Below are 14,201 nucleotides of genomic sequence, written 5' to 3'. Positions count from 1 at the left end.
CAACTTGAATATGGAAATGAAATAGGAAATTGCAAAACATTCCGAGCGGCATCAAGCCGCTCGGTAAATTGATTTAACCATATCAAAGAGAAAAACCCAATTACTCTCTGGCGAAAGCGGAAGCATATACCGCTTTCTTTGCAAGAAATTAACGAGTTTTGATCACAAGCTGGTTAGATTGTTTCACTTCTTCCATTACAACGTATGTGCGAGTGTCATTTACGCCAGGTAGGCGTAGTAACGTATCGCCCAATAGTCGGCGGTAAGCACCCATATCTGATACACGGGTTTTAAGAAGATAGTCAAAGTCACCTGATACAAGATGACACTCTTGTATGTCGTCTAGCTTTTGAACAGCTGAGTTAAACTGCTCAAATACATCCGGCGCACCACGGTTTAGTGTAATCTCAACGAATACTAATAGTGACGCATCCAGGAACTGCGGATTCAATAATGCAGTGTATCCTGTGATATAACCCTGACGCTCTAAGCGACGTACACGCTCCAAACATGGCGTTGGAGAAAGTCCCACACGTTTTGAAAGCTCAACGTTTGAAATACGACCGTCTTTCTGCAGTTCATTAAGAATGTTGCGGTCGATACGGTCTAGTTCCTTGGACGGCTTTTTATAGTTGTCTGCCATTTTTTATTCCACCTTATTACTTCCTTGCAAAAAAATATACTACAACTTTTTAATATTTGGTGCCAAATTTTACAAATCTATAACTATACTAGTTATTAATTCGACAATAACACCCTACAAACAGTTAATACAACCATTATAGAAAGAGGATACAGGATGATCATTGGCGTACCTAAGGAAATCAAGAACCACGAATATCGTGTTGGTATGATCCCAGCAAGCGTGAGAGAACTCATCTCACATGGTCACCAAGTTTTAGTTGAGACCAATGCAGGTGCCGGCATTGGTTTTTCAGACGATGATTACATCGCTGTCGGCGCATCCATTCTCCCTCATGCTGCAGACGTATTCGCGCAAGCAGACATGATTGTAAAAGTAAAAGAACCCCAAGCAGTAGAGAGAGCAATGCTCCGCGAAGGGCAAATTTTATTTACTTATTTACACCTAGCACCAGATTTTCCACAAACTGATGAGCTAATCAAGAGCAAAGCTGTCTGTATAGCCTATGAGACTGTAACAGATAATATGGGTCGTTTGCCACTGTTAGCACCAATGTCAGAAGTGGCAGGTCGGATGTCTATCCAAGCTGGTGCGCAAACATTGGAAAAATCACACGGCGGTCGTGGTCTGCTACTAGGTGGCGTACCTGGTGTTGAGCCAGCGAAAGTCGTCATCGTTGGTGGTGGTGTTGTTGGTGCAAACGCAGCTCGTATGGCTGTTGGTCTTCGCGCTGACGTAACCATTCTAGACCGCAACGTAGATACACTTCGTAAGCTTGACGAAGAATTCCAAGGTCGCGCTAAAGTGGTTTATTCTACTGAAGACGCTATCGAGAAGCATGTTCTAGAAGCTGACCTTGTTATCGGTGCAGTTCTAATTCCTGGAGCAGCAGCGCCTAAGCTGGTAACAAAAGAGCACATTGCTAAGATGAAACCTGGTGCGGCAGTGGTTGACGTGGCTATTGACCAAGGTGGCTGTTTCGAGACATCTCACGCAACAACCCACGCAGATCCAACTTACATCGTTGATGAAGTGGTTCACTACTGCGTAGCAAATATGCCTGGTGCGGTTGCACGTACTTCAACTTTCGCATTGAACAATGCAACACTCCCTTACATTGTGAAACTCGCAAACAAAGGCTACCGTGAGGCACTTCTAGAAGACAAAGGCTTCCTTGAAGGTCTAAACGTTATTCACGGAAAAGTAACATGTAAAGAAGTAGCAGAAAGCTTTGACTTGGAATACGTTGAACCAACTCAAGCTATCGCTATGTTCAATTAATGACAAAATAAAACACAATTTGTCACGTTTTGTTTACAAAAGCCCACGCATAAGTGGGCTTTTTCATATAGAGCGTTTAGCTATAAAAAATAACTAATTCTTATATGCACAAATTAAAATATTTCTAGGTGTAACTGATTTAGGGCAAAACTCTGATAATCTAACACGATAACCACGTTCTTCAAGATAAAGTGCTTTGTCCAATGCGAGCCAGATCTCCAATGGACGTTGAAAAACCAGTTGCACTAAGCTCATTCTCTCCATTTGCCAGAAGCGTTGTTCGCTTAACTTTTCAAAATGATCGAAATCGATTTCTTGAGAAAGAACGATACCTTTCTGCTCCGCCGCCCAGCGACACAAAGATTCAAAGCCTTCACTTAATTGCGACTTACGAATACTGGGGACAGGTTGATATTCTGCCATGCCTAACACTCGTCGAGTAATCAAATCGAAGCCAAGACGAAACACCATTTCCTGCTGACGATGGCGACGTACACGCTCCCCCCCTGTCACCGTTTGCTGTAACGGGATACGCAGTTCTTGCTTAGACAATGAGAGAGAAGAAACCCTCCCCGGTTTCGACATCGGCTGGTATTGTTCCGACTGAATCAAGTGATAACAACAAGGTGAGATGGTCATCGCAGCAATCCCATTCTCACTGCCGTACTGCATTAGACGAACATGGAGATCACCACACGCATGCAGTGCCACCGCGTGTTGCGTTGGCTTGAATACCGCTTTTGCTTTGCTATCGAACGCGTCACCTTGAATAAACGTCATTTTCCAATGGTGTTCATTCGCAGCTTGTTGCCCGGAATCACACAGTGCTTGTTGATATTCGAAACTGGTCACAGGCTGATCGGTTTGTGTTGCCAGGATTCGTCCTAAATAACCTTTCCCTGAACACCACTCTAACCATTCTTCGCCACAGTGTTGTTGAATTGCAGCTTCACCCATCGAGCTGATTTGCTCCAGCTTACGTCCGGGAATGCCGTTGTCTAAACCACGAGCGAGTGCCAAACCATTTAAGGTTAAAAACTCTAAACGCGTGTGATAAGCGAGTTGTTCGAGTTGAGGCACGAACGCGCTTATCGCTTTTAAGGCGAGTTCAGGTTCCGCTTTATACTCTTCGATTTGAGAGGGAGAAAGAGACACTAACCACTGGCACAACTGAGGGTGTTGCTCTTGCCAAGGTAATGAGGTGTGAATGCTACTTTTAAATGGTTCAAACCGCCATAGCGATTCGTTTTCCAATAAGCAGTCATTAATAAATTGAAATTGCGTTTTCATAGCTCCCCCTACAACGAGCGCATTGTAGAGGGAATCGAAACATCAATGAAGTGTTATCTCACCGGGAGCTCGATGTCTTTAAACATCTCTTCGATTTCTGCATTAGATTTCAACGAAATCGCCTGCTCTACCACTGGGCGAGTTAAATGAGGAGCAAAGCGTTCCATAAAATCGAACATGTATGAGCGCAGGAATGTGCCGCGACGGAAGCCAATACTTGTCGTACTAGCCCCGAATAAATGGCTCGCATCTATTGCGACTAAATCGCTGTCCTGCTCTTCATCCACAGCCATGCTAGCAATTACGCCGACACCAATACCCATGCGAACATACGTTTTAATAACGTCCGCATCAGTTGCAGTGAACACTACTCTCGGGGTTAAACCTTCACGATTAAATGCGGTATCTAACTCTGAACGGCCCGTAAAACCAAACACATAAGTGACCAATGGATAAGCGGCAAGATCGCTGATCGTTACCTTATCTTTCTTCGCTAATGGATGATCTTTAGGCACGACAATTGAACGGTTCCAGTGATAACAAGGCAGCATGATGGCATCTTGATATAAGTGAAGTGCTTCTGTCGCAATCGCAAAGTTCGCCGTACCTTTGGCAATCGCCTCAGACATTTGTGACGGCGTACCTTGATGCATGTGTAATGACACTTTTGGGTAGCGAGAAGTAAAACCTTTGATGACATCCGGCAAAGCATAACGTGCTTGCGTGTGTGTCGTAGTGATATTCAGTGTCCCCATTTCTGGGTGGGTGTGCTCCCCCGCTACAGCTTTGATACTTTCTACGCGAGCCAGAATCTCTTGGGAAATACGTACAATTTCTTCACCAGCAGGTGTCACCTGTGTTAAGTGCTTACCGCTACGTTCAAAAATCTGAATGCCTAACTCATCTTCCAGCAACCGAACCTGCTTACTGATACCTGGCTGAGAGGTATACAAGCTTTCTGCCGTCGCGGATACATTCAGATTATGGTTTACAACCTCAACAATATACTTCAGCTGCTGCAGTTTCATCGTAATCCCTTACTTGTTCATGAGATAATTTATTGGCCACTCGGACGAGCGATATAATAATTAGTTATAACGCGTTCAAATCGAAATGAACAGTAATTTCTAACTTATACCTCAATCACATACTGATAATCCTCAACATAGAAACAATATGCACAAAGTTGAGCCAATAAATGACTGAAGTTCTATGATGTGACTTCTATCAGTAGCTAAAACGTGGGAGAGACAAAATAATCAAACAAATAGGGTGCCGAGTAAGATAAGATTCATGTATTCTTTAACGCTAGCCGTAGAAAAGTAAAGCAGACGCAAAGATATGAATATTGGTTTAATAATCGCTTTGGTAGCCATCCTACTGGTGTTGATCCTAGGCTATAACATTATGTTGCAGTATAAGGTCAAGGTAGAGACTGCGAAAAGACAGGAGTCCGCACGCTATGTTGCCTTGATTGATGGCACTGAAGAGTTGATTGGTCATGCGCACCATATCCCTTTTAGCAAGGAGCTGTTGCTGTGTCTAAACAATCGTATTCTTGACGCGCTAGAAAGCATGCATGAGCTTGACCCGAAGAATAAGCAGCTTGCTCAACGTATCGAAAACATGAAGCAACAGATTGATCAACTGAAAGAGAATGGTCCCACTGGCGAGAGTACCACGTTCAAAATGCCGAGCAGTGATAAACAAGCCATCGTCATGCTTAAGTTGGTGAAACGCCTCCGCGATACTATCCGTAACGAACACAATAAAGGCCGTATCGACACCCAGACTTACGTCGCTGAAAATGCGCGTTTAGAAACGATGCAGATTCGTATCAACATCGAAAACGTCATTAAAAGAGCAAACGACTCAATCGCTCGAGGTCAACCTGGTACAGCACTTCAACTGCTACGCAAAGGTATCGATGCATTGAGTACAAAGAGCGATCCCTACTCGATTCAAGCGAAACAGAAGCTTGAAGACATGCTGGGCGACCTAGATAAAAAACGCCAAGATAAAAGTGATGCCGAAATGCAGCAGATCGCCGATAAAGAGCGCGACAATGACATGGAAGCACTCTTCGGCGAGAAGAAAAAGTGGTAACATTCACTTAAGGTCAATAAAGGCTGCAATCGCAGCCTTTTTTCTATCCGTAAGATAGCGGATATGCCCAATTAGAATGTGAAGTACTAAAACTAAAATGATGAATCTAGACGCCTATCAAGATCTTCTTGCTCCCATTAACCAATTTCTGCAATGCAGCACACCTGATGAATGGGTAGAGGAAGCAAAGAAACCAGAAAACCTTCAAACCATTTTATTAGACCACCTAATGTGTGAGCTAAAAGCTGGCCAATCTGCGATGTTTTTAATTCGTAAGTATGCCGTTGACCAATCCAGTTCACATGCTCTGCTTGACTGGTTTAAACCCTATGAAGATTTTGCTTATCGCAATGTAGGCTCACTAGAAACTTTAAAAGGTAAGAGCAATATTTCCAAAGCGATCATGGCTAAGTCAAACTCACCGTACAGCCAAGATTTGATCGATAAAATGGTGCTTTTGATTAAAGAGGAGTTACACCACTTTTATCAAGTTTTAGAGATCATGGAAAGTCGTGGAATTGAGTATAAAAATATTCCAGCAAGTCGCTATGCTAAAGGGCTCATTTCGCATATGAAGACTCATGAACCGGAAACGCTGATCGATAAGCTCATCATTGGTGCGTACATCGAAGCCCGATCTTGTGAGCGTTTTGCCAAACTAGCACCACATATGGATGACGATATCGCAAAATTCTACGTTTCTTTACTGCGCTCAGAAGCACGCCACTATCAAGATTATCTTGTATTAGCAGAGCAAATCGCGGGCAAAGACATCAGCGAACGCATAGCCTATTTTGGCCGAGTTGAGGCGGATTTAATTTCTACGCCAGATATAGATTTTAAGTTCCATAGTGGTATTCCAGCCTAGCGAGCATATTCTCCCAAGATTGAGCATGCTCTGAACTTATTTATATAGACAGAGAATAAATAAGCCGTACATTTCGTCCGGCTTATTTTTTGTAGCAATGAGGTTAGGAATAAAGCTGAAACAAAACAACTAGAGCTGGAATGAACCCATTCGAGTTTTCAAGTTGTGCGCTAGGCTACTGATCTGCTGGCAAGCCACAGCCGTTTGCGAAGCTCCCTCAGCCATCTCTGTTGAAGCACTATTAATATGCTCCACACTGCGATTCAGTTCTTCGGATACAGAATTCTGCTCGCTGCACGCCGTTGCGATTTGTGTGCTCATTTGCGCTATGTTATCGACAGAATGTTCAATTTCTTTTATCTGGCTATCAGCGTCATTGACTTGCTCAACACACTGAGAAATACCTTCCTGACAATCACGGCTTGAATGCCCTATTTTGCTGCTGCTCTCTTGTAGTTGATTAACAATTTCCACAATTTGTGAAGTGGAGTCTTGAGTGCGTTGCGCCAGAGAACGAACCTCATCTGCCACAACAGCAAAACCACGTCCTTGTTCACCGGCCCGAGCAGCTTCAATTGCGGCGTTCAGTGCTAACAAGTTTGTTTGCTCCGCAATCCCGCGGATCACATCTACGACCACATTGATATTGTTTGAGCTCGATTCAAGCTCACGTGCCAGTTCATCTGACTCTTGGATCGTATGTGATACACGCTCAATTACTGCAATAGTTTGTTGTAACGTCGCCGTTCCTTGCTTTGCCACTTCCGTTGCCGAGTAAGCGGAGGTCGCGCCAACTTCGGTATTTTGTGCCACTTCACTTACAGCAGCTTGCATTTCTGTCATCGCAGAAGCCACCGAGCTAAGTTCAATTTGTTGATTTTGCATACCAGAAGCGGTCTGAGAAGAAATAGCACTCACCTCCTCTACTGCTGCCGTTAGCTGAATCGTTGAGTCATTAATCTCAGAAACCAGCGAATGTAAGTTTGTTTGCATACCGACAAGCTCTTTGAGCAACGTTCCTAACTCGTCTTTGCTCAATTCACTTTCGTCGATTTGATTATTCAATTGACCCTTGGCGATTTTGGAAGCGAATTCCAATGCTCGATCAACAGGCCCGCAAATGACTCGAGAAAGCAACATGGCAGACATTACCATGACCAATGCGACGACAAGCGCACCAACAGCAGCGCTGTATTGTGTAAATGCCGCTTCATTTTGTACTTCTTCGCCAATCAAATTCACCAACTCATCGTTCAACGCGAGGGTATCATCCAAGCTGCTCAACGCTTTTGAGTAAGTATCGAAACTCGATAAAATCACATCATTTGCACTTTCAGCATCACCTTGGCTTAGCAGTGCGTTGTAAGTCTTCGTTTCTTTGATGTATTGATTCCAGGTTTCTTTAAAAACGTTAAAAGACTGCGTTTCACGCTGATTAAGGTCGAGCTTTTCGTATTCTGCAATACCAGCCTGCACATCAGAACGCCATTGGTCGAGGCCTTTTAACCACTCACCAATTTTGGGATGATTTGCGTTTGGCAATAAAGAGAACTCATCTTTGCGCACTTTAGTAATATCAACTTGGATACCTTTCAAAATCGCAACAGAAGGTAAGCTTTTATCTGTTAGCACTGAGATGTCTTTATTCAGTGTTAACAAACCTTGTACCAACATTACTGACACTAAACCAAACACGGCAAAAACGGTTAAATAACTAACCGATATTTTCTTTACGACACTTAAGTCTTTAATACGCATGCACTTTCTCCCTGCAGCCTTTCCAAACCTCTCACTTAAGTGAAAGCTTAACCTCTAAAACACACTGTTTTTTGCGCTCGATATCATTGAGCGCTCTTATATACATCGGCCTGAGAGATCAAATCTTGACCAGTAATTGATATTTTTATCACGTTCTATTTTAGAGATAGGCTCGCATGCTCCGTATTGTGTCTACATTTTTTTATGAGCGCTTCCCGGCGCAACTCTAAGATCTCATCGATGAGTTTTTCTTTAGCGTTGATGCCAAAGTGCTGGGCATAATTTTTGACTTTTTCAATCTCATTAGGCTGTAAGCGGTATACCTCTTTCTTTAAACGAGCTTCTGCTTCGCTTCTAATCAAACCTTGGTCTTGTAGTAATTTAATGATGGTTTCATCGATTGGATTTACTGCTCTAGCCATAGTGCTCCATCTATCAATTTAAGTTCTAGCCATGTGGCTGGATGAATGACGCCGCACAACTTATAGAGCGAAGATGACAACTTGATTGCAGTGAGTACGATTCGTTAACCATCGCTATTATTTACAACCGCTTAAGCAACCATTAACTCTCTACCCCGACTCCTCACCATTGAATAAAGTTCACATTCTGATAACAATTTTTAGTACTGGCTTCGATGTCATCCATATTTAACGTGCAAGTAATATTTATAAACAAGAATGATTGCTCTAGTTCAAATGATGGAAAAATAAGATGAAATTATCGCAGTGGGGTCTTTTATTAAGTGGCTTGGTGGCATTGCCAAGCATTGCAGATACAGATGTTTATCTAACCAATAACTCTGATCAGCCTTTAACTATTCAAGTAAAGCACGAAGGCAGTGATTTACTTGAATACGGAGAAGAGTGGCAGCAACATGTACAAGTACTTAGTCCGTGGGAAACCAAACCTGTATTGAGCTTCAATCGTTGGGAAGGCGTGAAATCAAACCAAACTTACCGTTTTGAAACTGTGGTTTCTAGCCCTAAAGGTGAAAGCATAACACTCAATCAGGTCATGGAAGGTCATTGGTATAATTCAACCATTGAATATGGCTTATCGGCGGCCGATGTCGATTTATCTCTTAAAGATGATCGTAATATTCATCGTGCCAACACTAACGCTTTTGGCATCCGAGAAACCGAACTGGCATTTAAGTCAGACAGTACCGCTCGATACGACGATGTTTATTACACCATCACACCAAGCAAAGTAAATGAATCTGTCGATAACGAAGAACAAAACCTTAAGTTGATGACATACAACATCTGGGCTCTTACGGCTATTGCATCGCACATCGGTGATCGTTACGAACTGATTCCTCAATACGTCAAAGGTTATGATGTATTAGCGCTGCAAGAAGTGTTTGCAAGCGGTCGTGAAGCATTCCTACGTGAGTTAGCTAAGGAATATCCGTACCAAACTAAAATGTTAGATAAAGAAGGCGTTAATATTCATGATGGTGGGGTGATCATTGTCAGTCGCTATCCTATCGTGAATGAAGCGCAATATGTCTTCCCCGACTGCTCTGGCACAGACTGCTTTGCCGACAAAGGCGTGAATTATGCGGAAATTATTAAAGGTGGTCAGGCTTACCATGTATTTGCTACCCATACCGCATCTTTCGATACAGACACCGCTCGCGAGTATCGTCAGCGCCAGTTCAAACAAATCCGCGCACTCGCTAAATCTCTCAACATTCCTTCAAGCGAAACTGTGGTATACAGCGGCGACTTTAACGTAAACAAAAGAAAGTTCCCTGGTGACTACCAACAAATGATCGCCAACTTAAGCGCCATCGAACCTCAGTATTCAGGTTACACGGAGTCAACCTTTGATCCCCGTATCAATAACTTCGCAGGTGAAGCGTTATCAGGCGGCGAAAACGTGGAATATCTTGACTATGTTATGGTAAGTAGTGAATACGGGGTGAAATCATTCAATGACAACCGTGTAGACGTGCCGCGCACAACCGCTGAGAGTTTATGGAAACACTACAACCTTTCTGACCATTTCCCAGTTAGCGCAACAATCAAGCCATGAAGAAAATCGCGTTGATAATCATGTCCGCCATTATGGCGGGCATAATGTTTTTAACTTTCAGTCAAGATGGGCAGCAAGAAGCAGCCGTGTCCGCTTCTGCTCCAAAGACAAAAAATAAGAACGTCCCCAGTACATCACTAAAAACAAGCAATATCGCTCCCAGTGTAGATACTTCACCACAGGCCGCAGAGCTCCCTTCTGCGACTCAAATAACGACTGAGAGACTAACTCTGCTCAAAGGGAAAGAACTCGTCGCAGAGCTTGAGTCATTTTGGCATGAGTGCATGTCGAACCGCGACTGTGAGGAACAGTTAGCCTTGCTCGAGCCTTATTTATCTTCAGCACGATTTCAGCTTTTGGCGAACTACCATCAACTCAACAGTCAATGGCAAGAAAGTGTGGGTAATTTGTTGTTTGATGAGCAACAACCACTAGCCTCACGTATTGCACAACTTAAAGCCGAGGCAAGAGGCATTTGGGGCGAGTTGGCTGATGTTATTTTCTCGGATGAGTTCGCCCTATACGATTTCAATTTAGAGGCCCAACAGCTCAACACGCAAAGTCCAGAAAGCTTTTTGCAAGCTTTCGAGCAACTCATCATAGACTGGCAAGAAAATGCAGAGGCTATCGGGCTTACAAACGACCAAGCAAAATATGAGCGTGCAGTCGCCCTGATACCCAATAGCATGAGCTTTCCAGATCGCCAAACTATCATCGCAGAGCTGGAAAGAACTTACTTAACGAAGGACGAAAGCGAAGAGATTCACGCTCGTGAGCAACAAATTGCCGAGCAAAAAGAGCAAGTCAGAGATTACCAACAAGCATTGCAACAACTTGAGTCCAGACTCAGAAAAGAGAGAGCCACCAGCCATGCTAGTTTATCAGAACCGGAATGGCACAGTTATTACCAACAAGAAATAGCGGATTTTCGCCGCGAGTTCTTTTCTTCTTAAACGTCAGCTTTCATTGATGGGAATTGAAAGTCCAAAAGGCACGTTACGAATAAACAGCCGTGCCTTTTATTCAGAACCCTGCTTTTTAATTCAGAACAAATTCAAACCAAATACATCTTTCACATCAAATAGCACTTGTTCAGTTTTCTCACGAGAACGCTGACTGCCTTGTTTTAAAATATCAATCAGCTGTGCTTTGTCATTTAGATACATGGCACGCTTTTCTCGAATAGGACGAAGCATCTCTTGTAGGCATTCTTCTAACACTTTCTTGGTCAAACCATCACCTAACCCACCTCGTCGATAATGCTCTTTTAGCTGTTCGATATAATCTTTATCAGGGTGAAAGGCATTGAGGTAGGTAAATACGATATTACCTTCGACTTGGCCAGGGTCCTCAATTTTCAGGTGATTGGGGTCGGTATACATAGATTTCACCGCCGCAGAAATATCCTTTTCAGACGCCCCTAGGTTGATTGCATTCCCCATGCTTTTAGACATCTTATTTTTGCCATCAGTACTCGGCAAACGAGGTGCATCACTAAGTAATGGACGGCATTCTCTAAGAACCTCTTTTCCACCCAGGTAGTTTATTTTTCTTACGATTTCATTGGTTTGCTCCAACATCGGCAGTTGGTCATCACCTACCGGAACCAACGTCGCGTGGAACCCCGTAATATCGGCAGCTTGAGAAATTGGATACGTTAAAAAGCCAGCAGGAATAGAGCGCTCAAAGCCTTTACTTTGAATCTCATTTTTAACCGTGGGATTACGCTCTAAACGGGCAATAGAGACAAGATTGCTGTAATACATCGTTAACTCAGCTAACGCTGGTATTTGAGATTGCAACGTGATCGTGGTTTGTGTGGGGTCGATACCAACGGCCAGATAATCCGCAACAACATTGAGAATATTGGAGGATACTTTTGATGGATTGTGGGCGTTATCCGTCAACCCTTGCATGTCTGCGACTAAGATCGTTTGCTCATGCTCCGTTTGCAATTTGACTCGTTGTTGCAATGAACCGACATAGTGCCCGAGGTGTAACGGACCTGTCGCTCGATCGCCGGTCAGGATAATTTCACGCTGTGATGTACTTTGAATGGTGTTCATATTTATCTCCAAGTATTTAATAAATCGCTACTGGAGATAAAAAGATCAAACACTCTTAGCTACCATCCAGCAGCTTAAGAATGTGAGTATTCCGTGCCGCTCTATTTAGAGCGCCACCAAAAGAAGGTTGTTGATGAAGGGCTAACGTGTATTTTCATGTTTTCAAACTAACAGTACATTAAGCTGAACTCAATCTGTTTTTGTATTGAATTAGCGTAAGTATTCAAAGAGCCTACAGAAACGATTACATTGGTAAAGACATCGCAATGACTAAAGCTGCACCAAACACCGAACCTGAGACAAATGCACAAAGTACGGTTTTGTTGTGTTTCCTTTTCATCGATGAACTCCTATCCATAACCACAATGACCAACCCTTTTATTTAATACGCATGTGGATGCATCACGATAAGTAGTAAACCAACATATCGCGCATAGAACCAGTACAGCTTTGTTAAACTGGGACCTCGTCCATAACTTGGAGTGTAAATGACTCCGGAACCTACAACAGAAGAAAATTTCATCACGTTACTGTCCTACCCTCCGGGTTTGTGGCTTAATAGGCAGCAGGAACACTTTTTTCTTTTGCTGCGGATACTTACATGGAAGCTGTTTTACATCAGTTGCAATTCTCTTTGTCGATAACCGGACCTATCTGTTTGATGTTAATACTTGGCGTGGTGTTCAAACGCATTGGACTGATCAACGATAATTTTATCGAAGTGGGCTCTAAACTAGTGTTTCAAGTTACGCTACCTGCGATGTTATTTGTCAGTATTGTGGCTTCAGAACACGATTTTTCAGCGGCAAGTGGCTTTGTCAATTTCGGCGTTATCGCTAGTGTTTCTTTTTTTATTTTCACCTACCTTTCGGTCAAGCTTCTGTTCAAAGCATCACCTGACCAAGGTGTTCTTATCCAAGGTGGGTTCCGAGCAAACACAGGTATTATTGGCATCGCTTACGTTGCCAATGCGTATGGTTCTCAAGGTGTAGCGTTAGCAGCGCTTTATGTCGCGGTCACCACGTTTCTTTATAACGTCCAAGCGGTTATTTGCTTATCTCCCAAGGGCGCAACTTCTGTCCCACAAGCCGCAAAAATGATGGGCCGAACACTGACGAGGAATCCACTGATAATCTCAATCGTCCTAGGGATGGCTTTTTATTTACTCGCTATTCCAGTACCGAACGTTGTTATTGATGCAGGGAACTACTTGTCCAAAATGACATTACCTTTAGCGCTGTTGTGTACGGGCGGCTCACTCGATTTTAGCTTGATGAGAAAAGAGAAAGGTCCATCTTGGTTTGCAAGCAGTTACAAGCTGATCGTGGCACCCGTAATGATCACTATTGGTGCTTACTTAGTAGGTTTTCGAGGAATTGAGTTAGGTATTCTTTTCTTTATGAACGCTTCCCCAGTGGCAGCAGCCAGTTATGTCATGGCACGTTCGATGGGAGGCAATGCCACATTAGCCGCAAATATCATCGCACTCACTACGGTACTTTCTACCGTCACGTGTACTTTGGGCATTCTATTTCTTAAGTTTTACGACTTAATATAATTGCTCACCAATACAGTAAAGGCGCGCTAGATAGCATTAAGATAAGCTACTGGTCGTGATTTGCAAAAGTAAGCTTTCTTACCAAACGAAAAAACTCACTCGCTTCTGATTCAGACAAACAAGCAAAAAATTCTTTCTGTAAGTTCGTCATGATTTGATGCACTTGCTTTAAAGCGTTTCCCCCCTCTTTTGTCATGCTTAGCATTTTGAGACGCTGATTCGATTTACTTTTAGAAACTTGAACAAACCCTCGCTTTTCCAAATTATCCACCATTCGCTTTGCTACACTTCGCTCAGTTCGAACCGCGTCAGCCAGCGCTTGCTGACTCATGGGTTGAAACTCTTCCAAAGCGGCCAGTGCACTTGCCATCTCGAGTGTCATTAAATTTTGCCGAGAGAGCTCAGCTTGAGCACGGTTGCGATACATTCGCTGCATCACACCGCAGACAAACATAGGGCTTTGATCCAAAACGGAAATTGGGGAGATTTTCTGATCTTTCATCGTCGTTTGTTCTTCTTTAGGCTTTCATTCGGTCGGAAGGATAAACAGATTCTGCATAAGGCAAAACGCTCCCCCCTTCAAGTTTG

At 43.3% G+C, this 14,201-nt stretch carries 13 protein-coding genes; 6 read left to right on the top strand and 7 right to left on the bottom strand.

Features of this window, described 5'->3' with window-relative positions; genetic code table 11:
- Positions 1-148: 148 nt before the first annotated feature.
- Positions 149-643, bottom strand: coding sequence for a leucine-responsive transcriptional regulator Lrp (gene lrp, locus NDJ01_RS11305; protein ID WP_005378234.1), 495 nt, complete (start codon positions 641-643; stop codon positions 149-151).
- Positions 644-799: 156 nt separating this feature from the next.
- Between lrp and ald the strand changes: the two genes are divergently transcribed.
- Positions 800-1,924 (top strand): alanine dehydrogenase, encoded by a 1,125-nt coding sequence (ald, locus tag NDJ01_RS11300; protein ID WP_005378241.1) that lies wholly within the window; start codon positions 800-802, stop codon positions 1,922-1,924.
- Between the two features lie 93 nt (positions 1,925-2,017).
- Here ald and NDJ01_RS11295 read toward each other — a convergent pair whose 3' ends face one another.
- Positions 2,018-3,214: an SAM-dependent methyltransferase gene (locus tag NDJ01_RS11295; RefSeq protein ID WP_258586710.1), complete on the bottom strand. Its 1,197-nt coding sequence runs from the start codon at positions 3,212-3,214 to the stop codon at positions 2,018-2,020.
- Positions 3,215-3,267: 53 nt separating this feature from the next.
- Positions 3,268-4,242 (bottom strand): HTH-type transcriptional regulator CysB, encoded by a 975-nt coding sequence (gene cysB / locus NDJ01_RS11290; protein WP_006742885.1) that lies wholly within the window; start codon positions 4,240-4,242, stop codon positions 3,268-3,270.
- A 313-nt stretch (positions 4,243-4,555) separates the two neighbouring features.
- Between cysB and NDJ01_RS11285 the strand changes: the two genes are divergently transcribed.
- Complete coding sequence (locus NDJ01_RS11285; protein ID WP_005390808.1) at positions 4,556-5,320, top strand: hypothetical protein; 765 nt, start codon at positions 4,556-4,558, stop codon at positions 5,318-5,320.
- A gap of 97 nt (positions 5,321-5,417) precedes the next feature.
- On the top strand, positions 5,418-6,188 hold the full coding sequence (locus NDJ01_RS11280; RefSeq protein ID WP_258586709.1) for a tRNA isopentenyl-2-thiomethyl-A-37 hydroxylase MiaE: 771 nt from the start codon (positions 5,418-5,420) through the stop codon (positions 6,186-6,188).
- A gap of 129 nt (positions 6,189-6,317) precedes the next feature.
- On the opposite strand, the gene NDJ01_RS11275 is transcribed toward NDJ01_RS11280, so the two are convergent.
- Both NDJ01_RS11275 and NDJ01_RS11270 read right to left on the bottom strand, forming a co-directional pair.
- The gene (locus NDJ01_RS11275) at positions 6,318-7,946 is read right to left on the bottom strand and encodes a methyl-accepting chemotaxis protein (protein ID WP_005390805.1); all 1,629 of its coding nucleotides are present in this window, start codon (positions 7,944-7,946) and stop codon (positions 6,318-6,320) included.
- 155 nt (positions 7,947-8,101) lie between these two features.
- Complete coding sequence (locus tag NDJ01_RS11270; RefSeq protein WP_012841963.1) at positions 8,102-8,368, bottom strand: hypothetical protein; 267 nt, start codon at positions 8,366-8,368, stop codon at positions 8,102-8,104.
- Positions 8,369-8,660: 292 nt separating this feature from the next.
- Between NDJ01_RS11270 and NDJ01_RS11265 the strand changes: the two genes are divergently transcribed.
- Positions 8,661-9,989 carry a sphingomyelin phosphodiesterase gene (locus NDJ01_RS11265; protein WP_258586708.1) on the top strand — a complete coding sequence of 443 codons (1,329 nt, stop codon included), beginning with the start codon at positions 8,661-8,663 and terminating at the stop codon, positions 9,987-9,989.
- The gene (locus NDJ01_RS11260) at positions 9,986-10,942 is read left to right on the top strand and encodes an ATP-dependent dsDNA exonuclease (protein WP_258586707.1); all 957 of its coding nucleotides are present in this window, start codon (positions 9,986-9,988) and stop codon (positions 10,940-10,942) included. Before NDJ01_RS11265 ends, NDJ01_RS11260 begins: the two co-directional genes overlap by 4 nt.
- A gap of 90 nt (positions 10,943-11,032) precedes the next feature.
- Here NDJ01_RS11260 and trpS read toward each other — a convergent pair whose 3' ends face one another.
- Entirely contained in the window at positions 11,033-12,055 is a 1,023-nt protein-coding gene (gene trpS, locus NDJ01_RS11255; protein ID WP_258586706.1) for a tryptophan--tRNA ligase, read from the bottom strand.
- Between the two features lie 601 nt (positions 12,056-12,656).
- On the opposite strand from trpS, the gene NDJ01_RS11250 reads away from it, so the two are divergent.
- Positions 12,657-13,613, top strand: coding sequence for an AEC family transporter (locus NDJ01_RS11250; RefSeq protein WP_258430633.1), 957 nt, complete (start codon positions 12,657-12,659; stop codon positions 13,611-13,613).
- A 46-nt stretch (positions 13,614-13,659) separates the two neighbouring features.
- On the opposite strand, the gene NDJ01_RS11245 is transcribed toward NDJ01_RS11250, so the two are convergent.
- The gene (locus NDJ01_RS11245; protein WP_182018992.1) at positions 13,660-14,115 is read right to left on the bottom strand and encodes a MarR family winged helix-turn-helix transcriptional regulator; all 456 of its coding nucleotides are present in this window, start codon (positions 14,113-14,115) and stop codon (positions 13,660-13,662) included.
- Between the last annotated feature and the right edge of the window lie 86 nt (positions 14,116-14,201).

It is taken from the genome of Vibrio sp. HS-50-1 (assembly GCF_024747315.1).
Classification (GTDB): domain Bacteria; phylum Pseudomonadota; class Gammaproteobacteria; order Enterobacterales; family Vibrionaceae; genus Vibrio; species Vibrio diabolicus.
The sequence above is the reverse complement of the archived record's forward strand: the minus strand, read 5'-3'. Positions and strand labels throughout refer to the sequence as shown.